This is a genomic window from Streptomyces sp. NPDC028910 (assembly GCF_055564955.1).
Window position 1 is genome coordinate 122326 of the sequence record NZ_JBVHVF010000009.1, and the last position, 24629, is coordinate 146954.

Below are 24629 nucleotides of genomic sequence, written 5' to 3' on the forward strand. Positions count from 1 at the left end.
AGAGCCCCCACACCGTAGTCAGTGCGAGGGCTCGGGTGACAGTGGGGTGTTACATGGTCAGTTCGTCGGCCTTGTCGCCCAGTTCCCGCCGGTCGGGTAGCTGTAGCTGTGCAGGTTTCCGAGGCATCCGCCCAGTCCGGTGATGATGGACGGGGCCGGCATCCCGGTGCGCCAGTCGTAGAGTGCCATGCCGCCGGTCTCGTCGTTGTTGCAGGTGGACGACGCCTGGTCGCGGAAGGAGTAGTCGCCCAGGTTCTTCGAACCGTCGCTGTAGAAGGTGAGCTGGCGGCCGTAGTACCAGATGTCGGCCCAGATGCGGGTGGAACCGAACGGGGTGTAGGCGGTGCCGTCACCGTCGACCGCGATGGCCATCGAGCCGGACTTGTTCGGTGCGCCCTTCTTCATCGTCAGGTCGGATCTACCTTCGGGCGCCTCGGGGATCGCGTACTTAGAGGTCCTAACAAAGGCGTTGGACGTGGCGGTGGGTGATGAGGCAGGTGGCGAGGCCGAGGAAGGCTTCGTGGATGTCGTCGCGCCGTTCCCACCGAATGCGGAGCCGGCGGATGACGTGGAGCCAGGCGATGGTCCGTTCCACGACCCACCGGTAGACGCCGAGGCCGGAGCCGTGTGGGACGCCGCAGCGGGCGATCACGGGTTCGGCCCCGGTCGCCCAGACCAGCCGCGGTACTTGTCGTGGTCGTAGCCGCGGTCGGCCAGGAGTGTGTCCGGCCGTCTGCGGGGCCGGCCGACCAGACCGGCGACCGGCGACCGGCGGGATCTTCTGTAGGAGAGGCATGAGGGTGACATCGTTGCGGTTCCCGCCGGTCAACGACACCGCCCGAGACCAGTCCAACTTCTTCGCCACCCGCAGCCTCTTCAGCAGCACCAGGCGCAGCTGGTCCCATACGCCAGCCTCGTTCCACGCGGCCAAACGCCGCCAAACGCCGCCAGCAAGTCATCCCAGAACCGACGCCCAGCTCCTGCGGCAGATACTCCCACTGGATACCGGTATGCAGGACGAACAGGATCCCGCACAAGGCCTGCCGGTCCGGCACCCGCGGTCGGGCCCTCCGCCTGCTTCGGTGCTGGCTCAGGCAACAACGGCTCCATCAGCGACCACAGTTCATCCGACACGATCCACGGACACGACTGACGTTTCCCCACAGCCAGGCCAACGACCACCCGGACCGAAAGTCACATGATCATCAGCTTCTGTTAGGACCTCTGAGGCTGGTCTCGCAGCAAGAGCGGGACGGCGACAGCAGCCGCGCTCATGACGGAGAATCCGGCTTTCGTTCGACGACCCAGGGGCGGGGACACACGGCAGCGGTGATCACCGTGCTGGTGACCGCCGCTGCCGTTTCCGCCCGGGGGTGGTTCAGCTGGCCCGCTCGAAGGCGAGGTTCGCGTGAGGGCAGTTGGCCGCATACACCAGGCGCGGCAAACAGCGGCGCGGGGGACTCGTCATCACCTGCCGGCGCCGGGCAGGTTGTGCCACCAGTGACCGCATCCGCCGGAGCAGAAGCGTTCGCGGCGCCGTCCGTCCGCGACCGCGAGTACCGCGACCAGCAGCCGGAACGCCTTGCGGCGTTCGTCGACAGGGGTGAGGCCAGCGATCTTCCCCAGTTGCTGGTCGATCGTGCCGCGGTTGATCAGAACCGCAGGGGTGTGCGTCGGGCGCAGCCCCGCACGTCGGATGCTCTCCGGTCCGTCTTCGGTGACGGCACGCGCCTGCACGCAGTGATGCCGCAGTGCTGAGGGTCCGTCATGAGACCGGACTTTCGCAGATTGCTAGTCCCAGAAGGGGTCCTCCCCCTCGCTTGAGTGAGAAGTGAGAACGGGCTCTGCGAAGGAATCCAGAGTCGACGGGGGTCCCGGCGGCCGGTTGTTGATCTTGCTCGCGCAAAGGGCCGTTTGTGAAAGCTGCTGTGAACTGCGTCTGATCTTTGTCCGCAGGTCGTGGGTGGGCTTCCGCGCGGTGGGCAACGTCCAGGTACCGGTGTTCACGCCCCGGCGCTCCCGCTGGCCCGCTCGACCGGGATCCACAGCTGGGAGTCGGTCTCGGCGCCGATCTCCACCGGCTGCGTCCGCAGGAGCTCCGGACCTGTCCGGCTCGTGTACGGGTTGGAGGGGAACCACTGCGTGAACACGTCTCGCCACAGCTCCTGGAGGGCGCTCGGATAGGGCCCGTGGTTGTCGAAGACTGCCCAGGTCCCGGCCGGCACGTCGAGGGCGTCGAGCTCCTCGGCGGCCACCTCGGGACCGGTCACCACGCCAATCCAGTAGTCCGCCTCGGCGCCCTCTTCCCGGCTGTCGGTCAGGTACACCACCGCCGACAGGATCCCGTCCGGCTCCTGGCCGGCCAGCTCCTTCATCCGCACGATTGCCTGCTTTTCCAGGCTTTCCACGTGCGCCGCGGCGGCCGCGTTGACCCCCTCGCGCACGAGCGGGAGCCGGGCCTTCCTGCCGACGACCCGAAACGACTCCTTCTCCACAATCCGGTAGCGCATGGTCGTACTCCCTTCGACGACGACACGGAAGGACATGCGCGGCTGTGCCGTGAGCACCGCACCCGTGCGCCGGGCCTCGCCCGGCCCGATGCCGTGCACCGATCGGAATGCCCGGGCAAACGCCTCGCCCGAGCTGTACCCGTACCGCACCGCGACATCGAGCAGCGTCGGTTTCCCGGCCAGCACCTCGGCCCCGGCGAGCGTCATTCGTCGGCGCCGCACGTAGACCGGCAGCGGCATCCCGGCGAGTGCGGAGAACAGCCGCCGGAAGTGGTACTCCGACACCGCGGCGATCCGGGCCACCTCCGCCATATCGACCTCCTGGTCGAGGCAGGCCTCAAGGTGGTCCAGCGCCTGATTCAGCCGCTCCAGCACGCGTATCCGTCCTTCCGTCTTGCGTCTCCACAGAGGAACGCCCACCCTGCCGAACAGCCCAGGAACCACAGCGGCCGGCACCCGAGTCCAGGCCGGAGCCGTTCGGCGCGCGCGGCGGGTCGGTGGTCATCGGCGCTGCGGTCCGGGGCGCCGACCGGGCCATCGGCCGACTGCGAGGCGAAGATAGGAGCGGTCGACCGAGGGGTCCGGCAGCCCTACCGCGCGCCGTCAAGCCGCCCCGCTGGAGTAGAGAAGATTTGATCGCGCCCCGCCCGACAAAACCAGTGCGGGAATGGTTGGGCAGGAAGCCTGGCGTTGCATGAGGCTTACGCCCATGACTGATGTTAAGGGGTTTTGCGAGCCGCGGTTCGTGGCAGTCCGGGCGGCCCTCGCAGCTTTGCTCGGCAAGGACGACGTGGGTGCCTCGGCGGCCGTCTACGTTGAGGGCGAGCCGGTGGTCGACATCTGGGGCGGGTACGCCGATGCGGACCGCTCCGTCAACTGGGAGCGCGACACCCTCACCGGCGTGAACTCGACGACCAAGAACATGACCGCCCTGTGCGCGCTGATTCTGGCCGACCGGGGCGAGCTCGATCTGTCTGCGCCAGTCGTCGTCTACTGGCCCGAGTTCGCCGCGGCCGGTAAGGAGAACGTGTTGGTGCGGCACGTGCTGTCGCACACCGCGGGGCTGCCGGACCTGTCCGGGCCGACGACGGTCGAGGAGCTCTACGACTGGGGGAGCGTGACGTCAGGGCTGGCTGCGCAGGCGCCCGAATGGGAGCCGGGAACGGCCGCCGGCTATCACGCGCTCACCTTCGGCTTCCTTATGGGCGAGATCGTCCGCCGCATCACCGGCCGCAGTCTCGGCGAGTTCTTCGCCGAAGAGGTGGCCAAACCGCTCGGCGCGGACTTCCACATCGGGCTCTCCACCGAACATGACCACCGCGTCGCACCGCTCATCCCGCCGCCGTCACTGACCGACGAGTACGCCGCCAGCGCACCGCTCGGACCTGATGGCACACACCGGCAAAATACCGGTGCGGCGATCCGGGTCAAGGAGGCCAACTCCATGGCCTGGCGTCGTGTGCAGATCCCTGCGGTGAACGGTTTCGGTAACGCTCGCTCTGTCGCCCTTGTGCAGTCGGTATTGGCGAACCAGGGTTCGGCCGGCGGCGTGCGACTGCTGTCCGCCCAGGGTTGCGAGCCCGCGTGGCAGGAAGTGTTCCGCGGTGACGACCGCGTGCTGGGCACCCCGATGTGCTGGACGGTGGGTTTCGGTAAGTTCGGCAACACCTTCGGCTGGGGCGGCTGGGGCGGCTCGCTGGTCGTGAGCGATCCCTGTTCACGCATGACGGTGGCCTATGTCATGAACCAGATGATCGACCGGGACTCGCAGGAGGACAACCGCGGCATGGAGATGGTGATGGCCGCCTACAGCGGACTGCACTGACGCCGCGATCGTCTCGACGGCCGGATCCGTCGCCTCCAGGAGCGCCCGGGCCGCCATGAACCGCTGCCGTAGCAGCCCGTTGCCCGGGCTCTTGGCGAGCTGCTCGGCGGCGAACCTGCGGGCGAGCGGCGTGTGGAGACGGCCCGCGCCCGCAACCTGGCACCGGCGGCGTAGGCCGGGCTCGCGTCAGGCGAGCTCGACAGTGACGATGCCGTACGCGACGAAGGCGGCGGCCGAGAGCACGATCAGCCCGAGCCGAACGGCCGAGAGCCACAGGCCGAGGGTACGCGAGCGCCCGGTCCCGGCCCGCGAGAGGAGGACCGCCGTCCCTCCAAGTGACGAGACCAGCGCGAGCGCGGCCAGGAAGAAGGCCAGGGCCCTGGGCGACGTGGGCTCGGTGGCGGGGCCGTAGTCCTCCGTGATCCCGGGCAGCAGCAGGCCCAGGGCACACAGCACGAGGGCCGTCAGGACCGTGGCGAGGAAGTCGAACGAAAGGGCGATGGCCCAGCCGACGGGCAGCCGCCGGGACGGGCGCGGCATCTGGTTCACCGGCATGCGTATCTCCGTGAGGTGAGGTGGGGCGCGGGGGGGGGGGGGGGGGGGGGGGGGGGGGGGGGGGGAAGCCCCCCCCCCCCCCCCCCCCCCCCCCCCCCCCCCCCCCCCGCGGTCGGTCACATGTAGTCGCCGCGGTTGGCCATCCTCCCCGTGTTCCATGCCCGCTGGCAGCGGCTGCAGGCGGCACTCTGGGCACCCCAGCGCGTCCACGCCGTGATCTGTGAGCCGATGCTGCGTCCCACCCTGTTGTTGTGGAAGTCCGCCATGGAGTCGGCCCGGTCCTTCCTGTTCTTGGTGTACCGGTGCTTGACCTCGTGGGCGTCACCGAACGCCTTGGCGATCGTGTGGCCCAAGTCCCACACGAGCATCGCCTGCCAGATGCAGTGCCGGTAGGCGTTCTGCTTGTTGGAGTCCTTGTAGGCGTTCTTGGCCGTCTGGGATGCCCACCAGCTCACGTCCGCCACGCCCCAGCAGGCCCACCAATACCTGGCACACGCCTTCGCCTCGTGCCAGATGTCATTGATGCCGAAGTTTCCACTGACGTCCTTGCAGCCGACCGGATCGCCGGAGCAGTAGTCGTAGGCGTTGGCGTTGCCGCCTTCGACCGGGTCGACCGAGGTGAACCGTCCGGTGGCGGGATCATAGAGCCGCGCCCCCATCAGGACCATGCCGGACTGCGTCTCCGCGGAACGCTGGTCGGTGCCCACCCAGCCGTAGCGGGTGGACGGGCTCCCGGCCCGGCGCTGCCCGTACTCGTCCGTGTCGAGGACCACGGGCGCGACCGCGGAGTCCAGCGGTAGCTGGAGCGCCACGTCCCCGTGGAGCGAGGACAGCTGGAGCACGACCTGGCCGGTCTTGCCTGTGGTCGCCGTGAGGCCGCCGCTGAGCGAGTCCACGTTCCGGGTCACCTGGCCCGTGGCCGCGTCCTCGACGATCCAGCTCGGGTTGTCGGAGTCGCTGTTGTAGTGGTTGACGCGGGCGGCGTTCTGCACCCACGTCGACCCGCTACCCGACTCGACCGTCCAGGACCGGAAGCGGTGCGCGGCGTCCAGCTGCCAGGTCTGGCGCTTGCCGGGCACGGTCTCTCGGTGGACCAGGTCGTTGGCGTAGTACTCGATGCCCGTGACGCCGGGCTGCGTGGTGAGGCGGCCGAAGGCGTCGTAGGTGCGGCCGCCGGAGACGAGACGGTCCGCGGTGTCATAGGACTGGTCCTGCACGGTCCCGCCCGAGGTGGGGCAGGCCGCGCCCGGCGTGGCGGAGGCGGTGACCTGCGCCGTGCGGTTGCTGCGCCGGTCGAAGGCGTACGAGCGCGTGGTGCACACGGTCTCCGCGGTGTCCGCCACGGTGGTGAGCCGCCCGACCGCGTCGTAGCCGTATTCCTGCTCGGACCAGCCGGAACGGGTGGCGGCCTGGCCGTGCACGGTGTTGGTCACGGTGTCCGAATAGACGATCGCTCCGTCGCTGTCGCGGGTGTACGTCCGCTGCGTGCGGCCGCCCGAGGGGTCCTCCACGTTCTTCAGCCGGTAGCCGCCGGGCAGCGTCTCGCTGTCCACGCTGCCGTCGGGGGTGTAGGCCGCCGTGAAGGCGCCCGCCACGGAGTCGACGACCTTGGTCGCCAGGCCGCGCGGTTCGGCCGTGTGGTCGTAGGTGAAGGTACGCGTGCTGGGAACGCTGTCGGCGACCTGGACGGGACGGCCGAGAACGTCGTAGGAGACGCTCGTGGTGCCACCGTCGGCGTCCGCGTACGAGATCTGGCGGCCCAGCTTGTCGTACGACTTGGTGATGGTGCCGCCGGTGGGTGACGCGGTCCTGGTCGCACGGCCGGATACGGCGTCGTACTCGGTGGTCACCTCGGGAACCGCCTGACCGCCGTTGCCGGTGACCGTCACCGTGGTCGGCCGGCCGGCGGCATCGTGCGCGGTGGCGATGGTGCGCGTGGCGCCGTTCGCACTCTCCGTGATCTTGGCCGTGTTGCCCCACCAGTCGTACTCGCTCGTACGGGTGGTCCGCGCGGTGGGGTTCGAACCGCCGCCGGTGATGGCGCCGCCGGGGCCGGTGGAGCACACCCGGTCTGCCCACTCGGGACGGCCCTGGCAGGTGCCGATACCGGTGGCGGACCAGTAGGTGGTCACCGTCGTGGCCGCGTCGTTCCCGGTGCCACCGGGAGCGATCTTCTTGGTCACCCTTCCCTGTGCGTCGTATTCGGTGGTCGTGGTGATCGCGAGACCGGAGGGGTCCTGGATCTCCTGGACGGCCAGACCTCGAGTCCAGTCGAAAACGGTCTGGGAGACGCGCGTGTCGGCGTGCACCGACGGGTGTTCGCGCACCTGGGCTCCGACCGTCCGTCGGGTGATCTGGTCGGAAATGACCGCGGACCCGTCGGTGGGACGTCCCGCGTCGTACTCGGACACCGTCCAGGCGCGGGCGATGACGGAGGTGCCCGCCGCGACCAGCGTGGTGGCGCCGCTCTTCAGGTCCTGCGCGAGGGTTGCCCTGTGCAGCGGTCCGAAGCCGGCCAGTTCACGGGTCCCGGTGCTGTTGCGGACCGTGCGGGTGGACAGCAGTTCGGCGCGTTCCGCGGTGGGCAGCGATCCGATGCCGAGGTCGGCGTGGACGGCAGCGGCCTGGGAGCCGATGCCGAGCGCGATGGCGCGGTTGCCCGCGGACAGCTCGCGGACGGTGTTGCCGAACCGGTCGAACTCGGTGGAGCTGATGTGGCCGCCCGGCTGGGCGGTGTTCACCTTGCGTGCCGACGCGTCCAGGTAGTGGACGGTGGCGCGACCGTAGTCGCCGGCACCGAGACCGGTTCCCACGTGCGAGGCCGGGACGGCGTCCGCCTGGAAGACCGCGGTCGCGTCGGTTGGGCCCTCGGCCTGACCCCATGCCTTGACGTCGTTCACCCCCATCTTGTGGGGTGCGGAGCCGCCCGTGAGGGGCACCTCGTAGACGACCGAGGTGGTCGCCGTGCCCTCCTGCACGTCTGCGGTGCCCTGCTTCAGGGCGGAACGGGACGCGTTGAGGAGCATGCCGTCGCTGGCCGCGCTCCCTGTGCCGGCCTTGCCGTAGGTGAGGGTCCAAGGCAGGTCGGAGCCCGGCGTGAGCGAGGTGACGCGGCCGGCCGCGTCGTAGGCGTACTGCGTCTTGGCGGTCTCCGGAAGGTTCGGGTTCCACTCCTGGCGCAGACGGCCGCCGTTGTCGTACCGGTAGGTCGCAACGGTCTTGGCGGTGGCGCTCGCCGCACCTGGGACGGTGGACCAGAGGCGGAGTTCCTTGACCCGGCCGGTGAAGTCACCGAGGACGAGCGTGGTCGCCGTGGTGCTCGTGGCGTAGACGAACTCCACGACGCGACAGCCCTTGGTGGAGGGGGTGGCGTTGCAGGTGCTCGCGGTGATCGCCGAGGTCGGTGCGATGACCTTCGCCGGCCGGGCGAGCTGCTCGGTGCCGACGGTGACCGTCTCGGAGACGACCGTGGTGGTCGAGTCCGAGATCCCCTCGATCTGCGTGCTGGAGACCTGCCAGGTCGGCGAAGCGGGGGTCGGCTTGGTGAACTTCGTGATCGTGCCGTCGGGCTCCGACAGCGTGAAGTCGGTGGTCACTGAGCCCTGGAGGCTGAGCTGCTGGGCGCCGGCCTGGGCTATCCACCCGCTTCGTGCCGCGTTGGCGGTGAAGTGCGTTTCGCCGCCGTCGGACCCGACGGCCGCGACGGCGGTGTCCGAGATCCGCCGGACGTGGCTGAACGCGGAGGCGGCCGCCTCCGCCTGTATGCCGGAGATCCACTCGTTGCCGAAAACGGGCGCCTGGCCGGCCTGTCCGCCCGCCTGCGGGTCGCGCGAGGAGGAGGTGCGGCCGACGGCGATGCCGAAGTAGGCCGCGTCCGTCTGGGACAGGCGGTGGTCCCCGGTGAGGAGGTTCAACGAACCGGGGCCGACCGGAGTCGCCGCGGCTCCGTCGCCGTCACGGTCGACGATGACAGAGAGGGGCGCGGTGCTGCCGGATGCGGAGGCGGGACCGGTGTAGTCCGCCTTGATCTGGATGCTGCCGTCAGGGTCGACCGTACTCGTGGCCTCCCAGACGAGGGGCGCGTTCTTGCCCGCGGTCAGCGGCACGGGCCACGCAGCCAGCGGTGCTCCGCCCGACGTAACGTGGGTGACGGGAATCTGCGTCCAGGCGTCGGCCTCGGAACGGCGCCAGGAGAAGGAGACCTTGTCGTAGCGGGCGGCGTCGCCCTCGACGGCGAGGGTGATGCGGCGCGCGGTACTCTCGTCGTCCGCTGGCTGCAGGAACCCGCCCGGTCCGGCGTGGAAGGTGTATTCGACGGCCGGCGACTTGTTGTCCGCCTTGTCCACGGAGCGCACCTCGATGGCGTGCGTGCCGTTGTTGGGCGGAGTGACGGACAGGGCCACGTCGGCGGGGCTGCCGTTGGTCGCGACCTTCGTCCATGTCACACCGTCCAGGGACCACTCCATCCACTGGTGGTCGGAACCCGGCGGCGGTGTGACGGTGAAGGTGCCAACCTGTCCGGCCCCCTTGACCCAGCCGCTCGTGGGGTAGTCCGTGGAGACCACGCGGGACGGAGGCTGCGGGGCGGTGGTGTCGACCGTGAAGGTCTTCTCTGCCGACCAGCCCAGGTTGTAGTGGGTGCCGTCGTACGGGGACGTACGGAAGCGGTACGTTTTCCCGTCCGTGAGGACACCGGCCGGGACGGTCACCGAGGAGACCTGGCCGGAGGGCACGAAGGACGATCGAAGGACGTCGCCGACCTGTGCGTTGGTGGCGTTGTCGAAGATCTGGAACGCGCCCTGGACCTTGTCACCGTTGGCGTCGATGAACGTGTCGCGCAGCGTCGGGGTGACGCTGTTGACGACGTAGGCACCGCCGTAGGAGAAGAACGGGGCGCCCGCCTCCTGCTTGGTGCCGGTACGCGGACGGTAGTTGTAGGTGACCGTCAGCTTGGGCGGGTTGGTGGCGGCGTTGGCGGAGTTAACCCGCTTCCACTGCTTGATGTTGGTTTCGTCCGTGGCCCGCAGGCCCATGCTGGAGAAAGTCCACTTGTTGTTGGCCCAGTGCTGGACCAGATTGGTGACGTTCGCGTTGATCGAGCCGTCGGGCTGCGTGGCGCAGCCCGGGTTGCCCTTGGTCTCGGTGGAGGTGGCCATCTTGGTGACCATCGCCGGCTGGTTGGTCCAGCGGGAGGCGGTGGTGGGGCCGTTGGCGGTCCACACCTCCCAGGGCTGGGCGGTGCAGTCGGTGTTCCCGGAGTGGAAGTTCCACAGCGACAGCTTCGCGTCCGAGATCAGCGCGTCGGCGACCGGTGCCGTGTTCCAGGTGATGAAGGAGCGCGCCGTACGGAAGGTGCCGTCAGCGTTCTTCGTGCCCGGGTTGCCGAGGTCGAGTTCGGTGTCGTTGGACCAGTCGACGGTCTCGCCCTGCTGGACATAGGTGTCGAAGAGGTTGCCCAGCGAGGACGTCGAGGGGTCGACGGTCACGGGGTACTTCGTGGCCGGATCGGCGAGGAAGGCAGCGTCGGGGGTGATGACGAGGTCGACACCGTCCTTGGTCCTGACGACCTTCAGACCGACCTTCGCCCGCCGGGTGTGCTCACCGGAGGCGGCATCCACGGTCGAGTCCCACATGACCGGGGCGGGCATCGTCGCCGTCTGCTTCGACTTCTTGTCGGTGAACAGCACACTGCCGTCCGGCTGCTGCTCGACCTTGAGGCCCTTGGTCTTCAGCGGCAGCGTGTAGCCGAAGCTCGCCTCGGGCTTGGCCTTGACCTCGACGAACTGCTCGAAGCCGGTACGGGTCGCCTCGACGACCACGTCCGCGCCCGGCACCGCGTCCGGGTAGGTGGCGCGGGTGCCGTCCAGCACCGGGGTCGGCAATCCGCCGCGCCACTGCAGGGTGATCGCCTCGTCGCCCTGCCCGAGTGTCACCAGGTCGGTGCCCGGCGTGGACTGGGCAGCGCTGAGCGACCGGGCCTTCGCCCCCTTCTTCCCCGAGAGCCGCAGCCCCTGCGGGTGTGCCTGCGACGTCACAGAGCCGTCGGGCGCCGTGGTGAGGTCGACGTCGACATCACGCCACTGGCCCGCCGCGTCCTTGAACCGGATCGGGCCGGCCGCGACCTCCGAGGTCAGCGAGCCGTCCTTGTTGACCCACGTCGTCGACGTCTCCGAACGCTCCGACAAGGCTTCGACCCGTTGGCCCGACAAACGTGCGGCTACGCGGGCCGAGGGTATGTCTGCGGCCGTGGTGGCCGGGGCCGTCCCGACCTGCCCCACGGGCGCCTGTTGGGTCCCGGTGGCGAAGGCGGTCCCGGGGCCCTGCAGCGCCGAAGCCGCTACCACCAGCGCCGTACCGGCTGCGGTGACACCCAGCCGCACGGGACCAGCCGTCAATGCCCGGCCACCCCACCAGCGGGTGCCGGGTCTACTACGAAAATTCACTGCTTCCCCAGAGAGAGAACCACGAGGCACATGGCCGAATATGGCCGGTGCGGATCAGAACCTAACTGGAGCCTCAGACTCCAAAGCGGACAGAACAGCCCATGGCGTACTCGTATCTGATCAAGCGTTATGGAAAGGTGAGCAGAATGGGCGCCTGCTCACGACCAATGCACCCACACCACCTCTGACCAGCCTGTTCTCGCCAGCAGGAAGGGGCGCCGCCTCGTGGAACGATCCACGGAACGACGCCCCTCAGGAGGAAATTTCCGGCTATCTCAACGCGGTGTCTTCGAGCCGAGGCCCCCGGGAGTCTTCGGAACCCAATCGGGAGCCGCCGAGGCTTCCTTCGGGTCCGGCTCACGCATGTCCACGCGCCAGCCGCCCTCTCCGGTGCTTCCGGTGAGGCGGACCGAGAATCCCTTGACCTGCGCGGTGTCGTGGAAGTACACGACGACGAACTGCCGAACGGACCCCTCGTCGTAGAACTCCGCGGTCACCTTCCCGCCAGCCCCCTTCTGGAAGGCCTGAATCCAGTTCTGCGCGGTCTTCTCGACCTCACCCTTCGCTCCATCGGCATCGGCTGCGAGCGACTCCAGCTCGTCGGTCCGGCCGTCGGCCAGCCGCCAGACCAGGTTCTGCGTGACCTGGAGGGAGTCGGACGTGGGATACCCGACCACGCCCAGCGGCTCGTGATTGGCGTAGTCCGTCGCGTACTGGAGCTCGTCATCATTGGCACCGCAGGCACTGAGACCCACCGCTGCCAGGACAGCCACCACGACAGCCCGTACGGCCGGAACCGCCCTCATCGCGCCCCTGTCGGGCGGATCACGACGATCGAGACGATCGGTTCGGAAGTGCGCTTGTTGCGGGCGATGGCGTCGTCCAATGTGGTGTGGGCGGGTCCGCCGTGCTGGGCCATGTGGATCCGTCCACTGTAATTGGCGGTGACGACGGCGGCGTGCTCGTAGACGCTGTCACCCTTGTACTTGAAGAAGAGTATGTCGCCCTTGCGGACGTAGTAGACATTGGTGATGAAGTAGCTTGGCCGGTTCCAGGCCAGGTGGCGGCGCAGATTGTCGGCCCCCGACCATGTGTAGCTGGCCTTCACCGGCCAGCTGTTCCACCAGGGGTTCTTGAACCACACGTCGTCGCGCTTGTACCAGCCCGACCGCATCTTCATGCCTCCACCGTAGTAGAGGGCCTTGGAGACGAAGTTCGCGCAGTCGTACTTGTACTCCCACTTGACGCCCGTGTTGTTGTACGCCCAGCTGCCGGTGCCCAGACCGTTGATGTACGACGCGGCGTAGGACGCCGTGCGGACGCCCTCTGCGGGTGCCTCGCCTGTGGGGAAGCCGTCCGTGCCGAGCGTCAGCGCTCCCGTCTCGTCGGCCGGCGGACCGACGGCGTCGGCCGGGGTGGCCATCACCTGGGTGGCGGCGGCCGCCGTAGCCGACAGGGTCTGACCCGCCTGGCCGTCGTCGGACTCGTTCTGGAGCTTGACGGTGGCACCGGACACCGAGAACAGGTACCGCTTCGCGTTCTGGTTCTCCGACACCTGGTCGGCGCCGTCGATCCGGATCGTCATCGTCTCCGAGACGGTGGCCCTCAGCACCGGCTGTCCGGTGACGGCATCGGTGCCCGCCACCACCTCCGTCAGGGCCGAGGTGGCTCCGACGTAGGACTGGTTCCTGGGGGCCAGGGCCTCACGGGCTCCGACGAGGGTGGCCTCCTGCATGCCGAGCAGTTCGCCGAAAACCGCTCCATGCGGGGATTCGGCGGCCGCGTCCGCGGCGGTCAGGCTCGTACCGATGATGACCTTGTTGCGTGCGTTCAGGTACGCCTGGACATAGTCCTTGTACTGCGCGGCTCCGCCGGCCACGGTGGCGCCGCGCGCCAGCGCGGACCGGGACACGGGACCGCTGCCCAGGGCGTTCTTGGCCGTTACGGCGACCCGGTAGGAGATGGCGTTGTCGAGCCCGCCGAAGACGGCGCGCGGTGTCGGTCCCTCCCAGGTACCGACGACGGAGCCGTCGCTCCTCTCGGCCTCGGCCACGTAGGTGAGGTCACCGGTCGTGCCGCTGTCCAGGGGAGCGTTCCACGTGGCGACGAGCCCTGTGTCGCCCGGAACGGCGACGACCTCGCTGACGGCTCCCGGGGCGGTCGGCGGCAGGTACTCGATGGTCAGCTTGGGTCGCTTGGCAGCGTCCGCCGCCGCACCCGAGTGGTAGGCCGCTGCAGCTGCTGTGCCGGGGACGATGAGCGCCATCCCCTCGTTCCCGCCGCGGTCGGTCCATGACTGAACCAGGACGCCGAAGTCGATTTCCGGCAGCGCGGTGTCGGAGGTGTACTTCTCCTCGCCGGCGGCGGTGAGGAGTTCCTTGCCGCTCTGCGCGGTGGTCCATGGAGAGGACAGCTCGTACACCTCAGGCTTCTGCTCCACGCACTGCGTGGTGCAGTCGGACCTGGTCAGAACGAGCTTGGCAGAGGTGACCCGGGCTCCCTTGGGAAGGGCACCGAGATCAGCCTTCAGGTGAGTGGCCCACAGGCGGCCGTCGGCCGTGCCGATCCGTAGCTGGTCGTTCGGCAGGGTGGCGCAGCCCGGCGTGTCGCAGTCGGTGGGCGCCGACACGGTTGTGAGGGCGCTACTGGTGACAGTCAGGGACTGCGTGGCAGGCATCTGAGGCAGTGGCTGGACGCGGACCGTCAGACTCTGCTCCGCCGACCAGGCCGAGCAACCCACACCCGTGCAGGCGCGCACGGACCACCGGTAGGTCGCGCCGTCCGTCAGCTTGCCCTCGGGGACCTGCAGCGCGGCGCGACCGCCGCTCATCTGCGAGACGGGCTGCAGGGTCAGGCCGGGCACCGGGTTGCCGGAGAAGTCCTTCAGCGAGAATTCCGCGCTCACCCGGCCCTGAGACGCGTCGGAGACGACCGTGGAGAGGATGGGCGTCAGAGTCTGCTGAGCGCCGGCCTGCAGGTCGCGGGGGGCGTCGGGCAGGGGGCTGACCGTGAAGGTGGTCCAGTTGGACCATGGGGACCAGCTGTTGCTGTAGTGCGTGCCGTCGTAGGGCGAGGTACGGAAGCGGTACATGCGCCCGTGCTGGAGCACGCCCGCCGGTACGATGACCGAAGCGGGGGTGCCGGCCGGGACGAACGGTGACACCAGGTTGCCGCCGACCTGGGTGTTGGTGGCCGCGTCGAAGATCTGGAAGGTGCCGTTGACCGTGTCGCCGTCCTTGTCCGCGAACGTGTCGCGCAGGGTCGGCGTCGTCGTCTCGACGCGCCAGGCGGGGGTCATGTCCTGGACGAACGGAGGGCCGGCCTCCTGCTTGGTGCCGGTCTGCGGCCGGTAGTTGTAGGTCACCGTCAGCTTCGGCGGGTTGGAGGCGGCGTTCGCGGAGTTGACACGCTTCCACTGCCCGACGACCGACTCCGACGTGGCGCGCAGGCCCATGCTGGACAGCGGCGCCTTCGCGGACGCCCACGTCTGCACGAGGGTGGTCACGTCGGCGTTGATCCAACCGTCCGGTGCCGAACCGCAGCCGGGGTTGCCGCGGGTCTCAGTGGAGGTGGCGTATTTGGTGCCCATCGCGGGCTGGCTCGTCCAGCGCGACGCGGTGCTCGCGGCGGCGGAGCTCCAGACCTCCCACGGCTGCGCGACGCAGTCGGTGTTCCCGGAGTGGAAGTTCCACAGCGACAGCTTGGCGTCGGAGACCAGGGCGTCCGCGATCGGTGCGGTGTTCCAGGTGATGAACGAACGCGCGGTGCGGAAGGTGCCGTCCGCGTTCTTGGTGCCGGGGTTGCCCAGGTCGAGCTCGGTGTCGTTGGACCAGTCGACGGTCTCGCCCTGCTGGACGTAGGTGTCGAAGACGTTGCCGAGTGAGGAGGTCGAGGGGTCCACGGTCACCGGGTACTTGGTGGCCGGGTCCGCGAGGAACTTCGCGTCCGGGGTGACGACCAGGTCGACCATGCCTTTGCCATGGACGACCTTCATGGCCACGGGCACCTTGCGGGTGTGCTCGCCGGAGACCGGATCGACCGTGGAGTCCCACATCACCGGCGCCGGCATGACCGCGGTCTTCTTGCTCCTGCGGTCGGTGAACTGCACGCTGCCGTCGGCCTGCTGCTCCACCTTCAGGCCCTTGGCCACCAGCGGCAGGGTGTAGGAGTAGTTCCCGCCGGCCGGGCGCTGCTTCAGCTCGACGAACTGCTCGAAGCCGCTGCGCGTGGCCTCGACGACGACGTCACCGCCGGGGACGGCGTTGGTGTACTCGGCGCGGGCCCCGTCGAGCTTCGGGGACGGCAGGGCGCCCTTCCACTTGAGGGTGATCTGCTGGTCGCCCTCGCCCAGCGTGACGAGGTCGGTGCTGATGTAGTTGACGGACGGCGCGGCCTGGGGCGCGGCCTTGGCCATCCGCGGGAGGCTGCCCGCGGCCAGCTTCAGGCCCTGCGGGTGGGCCTTGGACGCGACGGACCCGTCCGGGGCGTGGCCCAGGGCCACGTCGACCCCGCGCCAGGCGCGTGCGCTCTGGTCGTAGAAGCGGATCGGCCCGGCGGCCACTTCGGTCGTGAGCGTGCCGTTCGGGTTCACCCACGTGGTGGAGGTCTCGGACCGCTCCGAGACGGCTTCCACGCGGTGGCCGGCCGTCCGCGCGGCCACCCGGGCGCGCGCCAGGTTGAGTTCTTCGGTCACGGCGCCGGACTTGGCCGCGGCCGGAGCGGCGTCGGCCGGGTGCGAGCTCTGGATCAGGGTGGCGGTCACGATGAGTGCCGCTCCGCCCGCTATCCAGTGGGTAGTCCCCCAGGGCCCTCTTCCGCGGCGTCTTGCCGCGGAGAAGCGAGTAGCCATACTTCCTCGGTCTTTCTGCGAGTACCCGATGAACCAGGTACGAGGGGAGCAACGTAGCGCCCTGACCAGCCAGTTCGTGCCAGCAAACGGACATGGGGGACACAACCCACAGCCCAGTGACGCAATTCACGCCGCGGCTGAAACGTGTTCCCGCAGCTGACACCCGTCCGAGGTGGAGACCAGGGGTGTCGTGGCCGACGCTGTCGACGCGGCTCTCGTCCAGGGGGCGTGCTGCAGTGGAAATGCGCACAACTTGGGTTCTGGCTGCAGGGTGTTCTGGACGGACCAGGGGCAGATCGCCGTGAACTCAGCGGTGAACACTGCCTGCTGGTGCAAGATAGACCACGCCGGGGTCGGGGCGGGGGCCCATGACATCGAGCTGGCGCAGGCCTTTGCCTCAGACTCACGAGAGAGTCGACCCCGAACTGGAAGTACGCATAGCCAAAGATTGAGAAACCACGGGCGCCGGGCTTCTGCTGTGGCTCCACAAGCCGGGTTCGGCACTCCTGGGAGAGCGGATTTGAGCCGACCCCATATCGGCAACATGTTCGATGACTTCTCTGCCCTAGTCACAGCCGCGAGAGGTCACGCTTCGGCGCCGGACAAGCCACTGGTGACGACAATGGCGGCCACGTCGCCGGTCTCGGTCCGCCCCAACCAGACGATGCCGCCTGACTCCGCTCCCCGAACGTCACCAGGTCGGCCTCTTGCGACTCGTCACTGATCCGCCCGCACCCGTCCGTCAGCGGCCCGCTTCCACGCGGTTCCCACCGGCCGTCCACGCACGTGCGAAATGGTGCGGACAGGGTCGTCCACGCGCCGGCGTCGGCGAAGCAGCCGACGTTTGTGGTCGGCTGCGAACCGAGGTCCTCCCCTGGCGGAAGGCGGTCGATGTCGTCAGCGACACCCAGGCCGATCTCCCACCCGGCCACAGGGTCACCGCCGATACGCAGACGCGTCGCTGCGCACTCCACGCCGTCGAATTGCTCGCCGAAGAACTCGTACGGGCCCGCCGTCCACGCGATCTCCACCGGGTAGACGCCCGGGGGAATGCGCACCGCCAGCTCCAGCGGGGGACGCGTCGGCACCCCTTGCGCGTATCGCCAGACGTTATCGTCGTCCCAGGGCGCATCCACAACGAGCCGGCCACTGGGTACACGAATAGTGGTCAATCCTCTCCAGCACCCCGGCGGCGCGCAGGGCGGCCAACGGCGCGGCCGTAGCCGTGGCGGTCAGTTGCCCGGCCATCTCGACCAGGAGCGCGGCCAACGGCTCGACAGCGGCACGGCAGCGTCGCAGACGACGGACAGGTGCGCAGTCCAGTCCGCGAGCGGTCCCGCGAGGTCGACGTCCGCTTCGTACAGGGCTTGGTCGCCGATCGTGTCCCAGTCCAGGGGGTACGCGCTGCGCCATCCGCACGCGCACACCGCCCAGAGGGCCTCGGCGGCGGACGGCGGGCCCGGCTGTCGTAGGCCGACCAGTGCGTGGTCGACGGCACGTTCGGACCGCTCCCGACATCGAAGTACACCGGGCCCGGTTCACTGCCGCCGACCAACCTGACGCACCGGATGGGCGTGATCGGTTTCGGTTGTCTCCCGCCGTCAACCGAAGGCTACCGCCGCGCCCCCGCCACCCCGGAGCAGATACGGCGGCTGCTGGCCGAAGGCGTGGCCGCCTGCGTCCACTGCCGACCCGACACCGCGCTCGGAGTGCTGGAGTGACCGGGCAGAGAGAACCCCTCCCCGTACTGTCAAGTCACTGGTTTCCGGGACTCGGGCCACCGGCAGGTGGCGCTCATTCTGAGTACATGGAAGAGCGTCACAGCCGCAATCCGCCGAAAGGGAGGAGCACACCATGTCCACCCCCGATCACCAGATCGCAATCAGCTTCAAGCGGCGGCTTGCCGCCGCAGCGCCCGCTCTCTTGTGGGCATGTTTCTACGCAATAGGCATATCGCACCTCACGAAATTGGTGGGCGGCGCCCCCTGGATCCGGGCCCTCGCGGCAGCAGCGATCCTGCTTATCGTCTTTCCGCTTTACTACCGCCACAGGCCACACGAGCTCGAGCCGTCCACGATGAGTCCTGACACGGAGCGAAGCAGGCCTCAGTGACCACCCCGCCACCGTCGTCTTGACCGGGGCGTTCGCCATGGTCAGCGGCGGATCATCCTCCCGTCGGCGACGCGGCCCCGACGGGAGGACGCAGCCATGCCGCGATCGCGTCCAGCTTGCGCTGCACGGCGTGTTCGGCCCGGCGCTCGGAGTTCTTCAGCAGAGCGAGCAGCAGCAGGACCACAGCGGTCATGAGGTACCGACGAAGACTTGAGACGTCGGGGCAAGCCCAAGCGTCTGTGCTGCAAGGAACACCCGACAAGAGCCGGACAAAAGACTCCAAGCCGGCCGCTGCTCCTTGGCTCCATCCCGGACCGCGGACATTACCGTGCACGTCTTTGCATTCCGTGGGGGCACTGAGGCGAGTTGAAAGCGCGCCGCACGAGCCGCGCGCTCGCGTACGCGAGGTCGGATTCACCCGTCCTGTCCGCTGGAGGAGGCCGGACAACACGACGAAAGGCCGCTACCCCCGAAGAACGGAGTGGCGGCCCTCGTCTCCAGCGGATCCTGGGTCGCGGTCCAGTCGGCGCCGTACCGGCACAGCGCCTCCGGCGATGGCGGTAACCCCGCCCGCCCCCGCTACTCCGGCCGTACTCCGGGCAAGATCACGCCGACTCTTTGGCGGCGGGCTGGGCATGCGCCAAGAGGAACTCGGTCGCCCCCGCGATGGCCTGCGCGGAGGTGTTGTAAACGGCCTCTGACTCCTCGTCCCGGTGGTTCGCGGCGGTGGCGGTGTACCACCAGGCATCGGCATCCGGGTCATGGTGGATGACGGCGGCGCCGCCTGCGTAGCGCAGGGGGATGGACTCGCTGGCGGACTTCCTGGCTACCGCGTGGGGCCACTTGAGGCGGGCGGACTGGCGCTTGATGCCGCCCCAGGCCGCGCCGAGCTGGGTGTAGCTGGCCCCGCTGCGGCCGGCGACGGTGGCAGCGCTCTCCGCCAGCCGGTCGACAGACCGCTTGGCTTCGTACAGCGCCCGTAGCAGCGCCAGTTGTACATCGGGCGCGGCCATCAGTGCGGTGTCGAAGGGCTTGCCGGCGGTGCGATAGGCGAGCGCACGCGTCGAGATCCGTTCGGCCAGGGCGCGGACCGCGTCGAGCACCTTGTCGTCCATGGTGAACGCGTCGTCCTCGGTGGGCTCGCTCCAGGCGGGGTCCACCTGAGTCATGACGGTAGGCCAGAAGTTGTCGTCGTTCTTGTCGGGGGTGGGGATCGCCACTGCATCATCCATGCGACAAGTTTACCTGCGGGAAGGTCCTGAATGACAGGGAAAACTGTCGGCATGCCAATACGGTAGTTGCTTCTGTCGCCTATCTCTCGCCGTCCCCCCGTTCGTGGCCGGCGACCGCCCGGCTCACCTGGGCGGCGGGAAGACGGTGGGGGCTCTTCTGTGAGGGGTCAGCCGATGCGGACGGTGATCTCGGGGAGGGGTATGTCGGAAAGGTTCAGCTGGAGCCCGGTCAGGGTCAGGTAGGTCTGCGAGTCGGTCAAGGCGGAGGTGGTGGACGGCGCCTGGGTCTTCCCGCGCGTGCTCACCAGCAGGTACCAGCCCCCGCGCTTGTAGCTGCGGGAGGCGTCGGGGCGGTCGCCGCTCGGGTTCAGCGTCCAGCCCTGGCGCTCCAGGTCGGCGCAGATCGCGTTCATCTCCGACTGTGCGGCGGTCTTCTCGCGGACGGCCATCCAGCCCGTCCTGTTCGAGTTGGCGCCGGCCGCGACGGTCGGGCGGCCCTGCGCCGGGTCGAGGCCCGCCGCGCTGACCGCGGTCCGGATCACCTCGTCCACGGCGTCCCGTGTGAGGGGCGGTGACGTGGACTCCGGTGTGGGCGCCGCCGTGGACGGGGACGGCGTGGGCGCGGGCGCGCCCAGGTGGATGCGCCCGTCGTCGTCTATCTGGATGTGGTCGGGCAGGACCACGGCGGCCAGACTCACGATCAAGGTCGCGGCCAGCCCGATCCACACCCTCTTCAACAGCGCGTTCAACGCGAAACTCCCCCCGAGTGATCAATGAGAGGGAGTCTCACACAGACTGCTCGGCGCCCGGCAGCCCTTACCTGCTCCTGAGCCGCGCATGACAACGCGCAATGATCTTCACATCGACCTGACGCCTACTTCATCGAATGATGCGGCCCGCCGCACAGGTCCAGCGCCCGCCGCCGCGGTCCGCCGTAAGCTGCGCAACTGACAGCCACGGCCGCGCAGACACCGCCATGGCGATGAGCAGCGGCCGCCCGAGCCCGCGCCAGGTGTGGGGCTCGTGCAGACGACGTCGCCCGGTCAGTCGTGCGGCCCCGAACCACAGGCCCAGGGCCGCTACCAGACCCGCGTACGTGCCGATGCCGGCGAGTATCGGAGCTTCGTCGCGGGGCTCGTCGGCGGTGTTCTGCCGGACGTCCCCCTCGGCGAGGGCCATGATGTCGCCCCGCCAGACGGTGCCGGTCACCTGGTCTCCGGGGTTGAGCTGCTCAAGCAGCGGTCCTGGATCGCCGAAGTGCGGCTTCCCGTTCCACCGGCGGGTCGAGGAGGCCGCCGCGTTCGCGGGCAAGCTCCCGGAGACCGCCGCCGAGCTGTACGTCACCGAGGCGTCGGCCGCCGATCTGGCGAAGGCGGAGGCGAAGGCGGAGGCGAAGGCGGAGGCGCTGCCGAAGTCGTCGATCGACGCGGAGTTCTACGAGCTGGTCCGCGCGTTCCTCGCGTCCGTGCGGGTGCTCGGCTCCAGCAGTTCCTTGGCCGTACCCCTACGAGGGGCGCGCGGGCGGCGCTAACCTCCCGCCCAGGAGGTACGGGGGATGCGCGGCGCGGTGGTCAAGGTGGTGACGGGGTGCCTGACGGGCGCCCTCACAGCGGCTGTGGCCGCACTGGCGGCCCTCGCGGCCAACGCTGCTACCTCCCAGGCCCGTTGGCCCGGTCTACTCGACGGGATCCGGCAAGATCCCTGGCCCTGGGTGGCAGGACTGGGGGCCGGGGCCGTGGTGCTCGCCGTGGTGACCGTGCTGCTCTCCAGCGGCGGCTCCACCCCAGCGGACTTACCGGCACCCGCACCCCCGCCCGTCCCGGAATGGGTGATCGACCGCAACGAGTCTCGCGCCGCCGTCGCCGCGGTCTGCGGTCGACGGGGCGCCGGCGGCCGGGCTGTGGGCATCACAACCGCCCTCGAAGGCGCTGGCGGCTTCGGCAAGACCACCCTGGCGGCGATCGTGTGCGCCGACCGCCGGGTCCGCAGGCGGTTCAAGGGGCGGGTGTACATGGTGACGGTCGGCCGGGACGTGCGGGGGCGCGAGGCCATCGCCGCCAAGGTGGCCGAGGTGACCCGGTTCATCACCGGGGACACCACCGCGTTTGCCCACCCGGACCAGGCCGGGGACCATCTCGGGCGGCTGCTCGACGCCCGGCCGCGGATCCTTCTCGTCCTGGACGACGTGTGGGAGGCCGACCAGCTCGACCCCTTCCTGCGGGGCGGTGAGCGGTGCGTACGGCTGGTCACCACCCGGATCCCCGCGCTGCTGCCACCCGGCAGTACGCGGGTACGGGTGGACGAGATGTCACCGGACCAGGCCCGGGCGGTACTGACCTGGCAACTGCCTGAGCTCCCCAAGGAGCTGGTGCGGGGACTGGTACGCGCCACCGGACGGTGGGCTCTGCTGCTGCACCTGACCAACCGGCTGATCGCCGAGCACGTGGCCACCGGAGCCGACCCGGCCATGACGGCCGGGCGTGCGCTGCAGAGGCTGCGTTCCGGTGGCCCGGCAGCCGGGGAAGGGCCCGTACAGTCGCTGGACCTCGACGATCCGGAGCGCCGGGCCAGGGCCGTACGGGCCACCATCGAGGCCGCCACCAGCCTCCTCCGGCAGCCCGGCGGGGCGCTCCGGCTGGCCGAGCTCGCAGTGTTCGTGGAGGACGAGGCGGTCCCGGTGCCGCTGGTGCTGCGGCTGTGGGAGGCCACCGGCGGGCTCACCGAGGAGGCCGGCCGGGCGCTGTGCACCGAGCTGAGCCGTCTCTCGCTGATTTCGCTGAGTCCCGAGGGTGGCGGCCGGATCACCCTGCACGACGTGCTCCGCGACTACCTGCGGGGCGAGCTGGGGCCGGACGCGCTGGTCCGGCTGCACGGCATCCTCGCCGGCACGGCCGGCACCCGCCCCTGGGAGTCCGCCGACGGATACCTCCTGGACCATCTCGTCGAGCACCTGCTCGCGGCCGGGCGGACCGAGGAGGCCGAACGGGTCGCCGGGGACATTCGCTGGGTGGAGGCCCGGGTTCACCAGCGGGGTCCGCTGGCGGCCTGGGGAGACCTGTCGGCGGTGCCCACCGACGCGGCCGCCGCCCTGGCCGACGACCTCACGCGCGCCGCGCATCTGCTCACCCCCACCGATCCGCCGGGCCTGCTGACGAACGTCCTGCACAGCCGCCTGGAGCCGTTCCCGCACTGGCGGGAACAGATCGCCGCCCGGCAGCAGGACCCCGGGCTGCGGCCCCTGCTGCGCAACGCGGAGCGCCCGCCGGACCTCCCCGACCCGAGCCTGCTGCGGACCCTCACCGGCCACAGCCGCGGCCCGGTGCAGGCCCTGGCCTTCACACCGGACGGCAGCTCGCTCGTCACGGTCGGGTGGGACGGCATGGCGCGCGGTCTGGACCCTGCCGTAGGGGGCCGGTTCACCGTGGACGTGCCGGGATACCGGTTCCAGGCGCTGGCCGTCTCTCCCGACGGGACCTGGCTCGCCACGGCCCAGTACGACGGCCGTATCCACCTCAGGCCGGTGGGGCGGGATACCGAGGAGACACTCGTCATCGGGCCGACGGGGCTGGTCGTCAACCCCGTCCAGGCCCTGGCGATCTCCCCCGACGGCACCTGGATCGTGTCCGTGAACTCGGCCGGGAAGGTGGAGATCTGGGATGCGCGCGGTGGCGGCAGCATCCACAGGACGGACATCGGGAACACCCCCTACACCTGTGTGGCCGTCTCCCCGGACGGGGAACGGCTGGTGCTGGGCGGAAGCCGGGGGGTCCAGGTCGTCGACCGGGACCTCACCTGGGCCCTTCGGCCCAGACCTGCCCCGCCCAGGCCGGTGAACGCGGTGGCCTTCACCCCCGACGGGAACCTGTTCGTCGCGGCGGGCAGGGACGGCTCGCTGGCGGTGTGGGAGAGCGGCACCCACCGCCTCGTCACCCGGATGCGCGGGCACCGGAGGCAGGTGCACGCGGTGGCCGTCTCCCCGGATGGCCGGTGGCTGGTCTCCGGGGGCGAGGACGGCACCGTACGGACCTGGGACCTGCACACCGGTGAGGCCATGGCCGTTCACCTCGGGCACTCCCGTGCGGTGCTGACCGTCGCAGTCTCCCCGGACGGCCGGTGGCTGGCCAGTGCCGGCCACGACCGGACGGTCCGCATCTGGGCCGCGGGCACGCGGAACACCGGGTCCGCCGGTGACCGCGGGCCGGTGACCGCGCTCGCGGTGGCGGCGGAAGACGGCCTTACCGTCACCGCCACGGCCGACGGGACCGTGGAGTTCCGGCGGGCGCGCGTGGGGCGCCTGCCGCGCCCACTGCCGCGGGTGCGGACCGGCGGCGCAGGCGACGAACCGTCGCCGCGGCCGGTGCGGGCGGTGGCCCTGCCCCGGGACGGCAGCTGGTGCGCCGTCGCGGAAGAGCGGGGGCGGGTGGCGCTGCACGACCCGGAGGGGTCCTGGCAGGTGCAGGCGGTCTACGACACCGGCGCCCCCGAGGTGCGGGCGCTCGCCGCCGCCCCCGACGGCACCTGGCTGGCCGTCGCGGACGCCGGGGGCGCCATCCAGCTCTGGGACCGCGCGACGGGAACCCGTACCGCCACTCTCAGCGGCCGCCTCCGCCGGCCAAACGCGCTGGCCGTCTCCCCGGACGGCAGCTGGCTGGCCGCCGTCGGCAGGGAGACGGAGCACGCGGGGGGTGTGGTGCTCGTGTGGGACACCGCCACCGGCCGGGTCCGCCACGAGGTCGTGTGCGCAGGGGAGCTGACCGCCGTGGCCGTCGCACCGGACGGCAGCTGGTACGCCACCGCCGGGTGGAACGAGGCGGTGCGGCTGCGGGACCCCGTGACCGGCCGGTCCACCGGATCCTTCACCGACGACCCGGATGGGGTCCAGGCCCTGGCGATCTCCCCGGACGGGGCATGGATCGCCACGGCCGGGCGCATGCTGCGGGTGTGGGACCAGGCCACGGGCCGTACGGTCGCGGCAGTCCGCGCAGAGACGCCTGTGACGGGCTGTGCCTGGCTGCCGGGTGGCCGGCGCCTGCTGGCGGCGGGTGAACGGGGTTTGTACACCTACGAGTTCTGTCCATGACGTGGACGCGGGGTGGCGCATGC

At 69.9% G+C, this 24629-nt stretch carries 16 protein-coding genes and 3 pseudogenes; 4 read left to right on the forward strand and 15 right to left on the reverse strand.

The window, feature by feature from the left end; translation table 11 throughout:
• Positions 1-57 precede the first annotated feature (57 nt).
• From ACZ4TV_RS14390 to ACZ4TV_RS14405, 4 genes and pseudogenes are all read right to left on the reverse strand, one after another.
• A complete protein-coding gene (locus ACZ4TV_RS14390; protein ID WP_468134328.1) occupies positions 58-405 on the reverse strand; it encodes a hypothetical protein in 348 nt (115 codons plus the stop codon).
• A 52-nt stretch (positions 406-457) separates the two neighbouring features.
• Positions 458-1110, reverse strand: a pseudogene (locus ACZ4TV_RS14395) (transposase).
• A gap of 357 nt (positions 1111-1467) precedes the next feature.
• On the reverse strand, positions 1468-1737 hold the full coding sequence (locus ACZ4TV_RS14400) for a DUF5958 family protein (RefSeq protein ID WP_468134329.1): 270 nt from the start codon (positions 1735-1737) through the stop codon (positions 1468-1470).
• A gap of 266 nt (positions 1738-2003) precedes the next feature.
• Positions 2004-2885, reverse strand: a complete 882-nt coding sequence (locus ACZ4TV_RS14405) for an AraC family transcriptional regulator (protein WP_468134331.1) — start codon at positions 2883-2885, stop codon at positions 2004-2006.
• A 334-nt stretch (positions 2886-3219) separates the two neighbouring features.
• Here ACZ4TV_RS14405 and ACZ4TV_RS14410 point away from each other — a divergent pair, with 334 nt between their 5' ends.
• Positions 3220-4335 (forward strand): serine hydrolase domain-containing protein, encoded by a 1116-nt coding sequence (locus tag ACZ4TV_RS14410; RefSeq protein WP_468134333.1) that lies wholly within the window; start codon positions 3220-3222, stop codon positions 4333-4335.
• Between the two features lie 186 nt (positions 4336-4521).
• Here the strand turns inward: ACZ4TV_RS14410 and ACZ4TV_RS14415 are convergent, their stop codons facing one another.
• The 7 genes and pseudogenes from ACZ4TV_RS14415 to ACZ4TV_RS14445 all read right to left on the reverse strand — a co-directional run bounded on the left by ACZ4TV_RS14415 (position 4522) and on the right by ACZ4TV_RS14445 (position 17609).
• The gene (locus ACZ4TV_RS14415) at positions 4522-4890 is read right to left on the reverse strand and encodes a hypothetical protein (RefSeq protein WP_468134335.1); all 369 of its coding nucleotides are present in this window, start codon (positions 4888-4890) and stop codon (positions 4522-4524) included.
• A gap of 116 nt (positions 4891-5006) precedes the next feature.
• Complete coding sequence (locus tag ACZ4TV_RS14420; RefSeq protein WP_468134485.1) at positions 5007-11234, reverse strand: RHS repeat-associated core domain-containing protein; 6228 nt, start codon at positions 11232-11234, stop codon at positions 5007-5009.
• A gap of 374 nt (positions 11235-11608) precedes the next feature.
• Positions 11609-12139 (reverse strand): hypothetical protein, encoded by a 531-nt coding sequence (locus ACZ4TV_RS14425; protein ID WP_468134337.1) that lies wholly within the window; start codon positions 12137-12139, stop codon positions 11609-11611.
• The gene (locus ACZ4TV_RS14430; RefSeq protein WP_468134487.1) at positions 12136-14163 is read right to left on the reverse strand and encodes an amidase domain-containing protein; all 2028 of its coding nucleotides are present in this window, start codon (positions 14161-14163) and stop codon (positions 12136-12138) included. The genes ACZ4TV_RS14425 and ACZ4TV_RS14430 overlap by 4 nt, the downstream gene beginning before the upstream one ends.
• 168 nt (positions 14164-14331) lie before the next feature.
• Positions 14332-16182: pseudogene (locus ACZ4TV_RS14435) on the reverse strand (DNRLRE domain-containing protein); the annotation flags it as partial.
• 569 nt (positions 16183-16751) lie between these two features.
• Complete coding sequence (locus tag ACZ4TV_RS14440; protein WP_468134339.1) at positions 16752-17354, reverse strand: DUF4241 domain-containing protein; 603 nt, start codon at positions 17352-17354, stop codon at positions 16752-16754.
• A 60-nt stretch (positions 17355-17414) separates the two neighbouring features.
• On the reverse strand, positions 17415-17609 hold the full coding sequence (locus ACZ4TV_RS14445) for a hypothetical protein (RefSeq protein WP_468134341.1): 195 nt from the start codon (positions 17607-17609) through the stop codon (positions 17415-17417).
• 57 nt (positions 17610-17666) lie between these two features.
• Between ACZ4TV_RS14445 and ACZ4TV_RS14450 the strand changes: the two genes are divergently transcribed.
• The gene (locus ACZ4TV_RS14450) at positions 17667-17903 is read left to right on the forward strand and encodes a DUF6233 domain-containing protein (protein ID WP_468134343.1); all 237 of its coding nucleotides are present in this window, start codon (positions 17667-17669) and stop codon (positions 17901-17903) included.
• Positions 17904-18346: 443 nt separating this feature from the next.
• On the opposite strand, the pseudogene ACZ4TV_RS14455 reads toward ACZ4TV_RS14450, so the two are convergent.
• The 4 genes and pseudogenes from ACZ4TV_RS14455 to ACZ4TV_RS14470 all read right to left on the reverse strand — a co-directional run.
• A pseudogene (locus ACZ4TV_RS14455) lies at positions 18347-18487 on the reverse strand (hypothetical protein); the annotation flags it as partial.
• A gap of 412 nt (positions 18488-18899) precedes the next feature.
• The gene (locus ACZ4TV_RS14460; protein ID WP_468134345.1) at positions 18900-19526 is read right to left on the reverse strand and encodes a hypothetical protein; all 627 of its coding nucleotides are present in this window, start codon (positions 19524-19526) and stop codon (positions 18900-18902) included.
• A 167-nt stretch (positions 19527-19693) separates the two neighbouring features.
• Positions 19694-20275, reverse strand: coding sequence for a hypothetical protein (locus tag ACZ4TV_RS14465; RefSeq protein WP_468134347.1), 582 nt, complete (start codon positions 20273-20275; stop codon positions 19694-19696).
• Between the two features lie 130 nt (positions 20276-20405).
• On the reverse strand, positions 20406-20735 hold the full coding sequence (locus ACZ4TV_RS14470; protein WP_468134349.1) for a hypothetical protein: 330 nt from the start codon (positions 20733-20735) through the stop codon (positions 20406-20408).
• 13 nt (positions 20736-20748) lie between these two features.
• On the opposite strand from ACZ4TV_RS14470, the gene ACZ4TV_RS14475 reads away from it, so the two are divergent.
• Together ACZ4TV_RS14475 and ACZ4TV_RS14480 are read left to right on the forward strand one after the other, a co-directional pair.
• Entirely contained in the window at positions 20749-21057 is a 309-nt protein-coding gene (locus ACZ4TV_RS14475; RefSeq protein ID WP_468134499.1) for a hypothetical protein, read from the forward strand.
• Between the two features lie 24 nt (positions 21058-21081).
• Entirely contained in the window at positions 21082-24606 is a 3525-nt protein-coding gene (locus ACZ4TV_RS14480) for an NB-ARC domain-containing protein (protein WP_468134351.1), read from the forward strand.
• The last annotated feature ends 23 nt before the right edge of the window (positions 24607-24629 follow it).

Bases quoted from the DNA above. Each gene is read 5' to 3' on its own strand.
- ACZ4TV_RS14410 (WP_468134333.1), top strand. From the start codon at position 3,220: ATGACTGATGTTAAGGGGTTTTGCGAGCCGCGGTTCGTGGCAGTCCGG.
- ACZ4TV_RS14430 (WP_468134487.1), bottom strand. From the start codon at position 14,163: ATGAGCGGCGGTCGCGCCGCGCTGCAGGTCCCCGAGGGCAAGCTGACG.
- ACZ4TV_RS14425 (WP_468134337.1), bottom strand. From the start codon at position 12,139: ATGAGGGCGGTTCCGGCCGTACGGGCTGTCGTGGTGGCTGTCCTGGCA.
- ACZ4TV_RS14480 (WP_468134351.1), top strand. From the start codon at position 21,082: ATGCGCGGCGCGGTGGTCAAGGTGGTGACGGGGTGCCTGACGGGCGCC.
- ACZ4TV_RS14415 (WP_468134335.1), bottom strand. From the start codon at position 4,890: ATGCCGGTGAACCAGATGCCGCGCCCGTCCCGGCGGCTGCCCGTCGGC.
- ACZ4TV_RS14390 (WP_468134328.1), bottom strand. From the start codon at position 405: ATGAAGAAGGGCGCACCGAACAAGTCCGGCTCGATGGCCATCGCGGTC.
- ACZ4TV_RS14460 (WP_468134345.1), bottom strand. From the start codon at position 19,526: ATGGATGATGCAGTGGCGATCCCCACCCCCGACAAGAACGACGACAAC.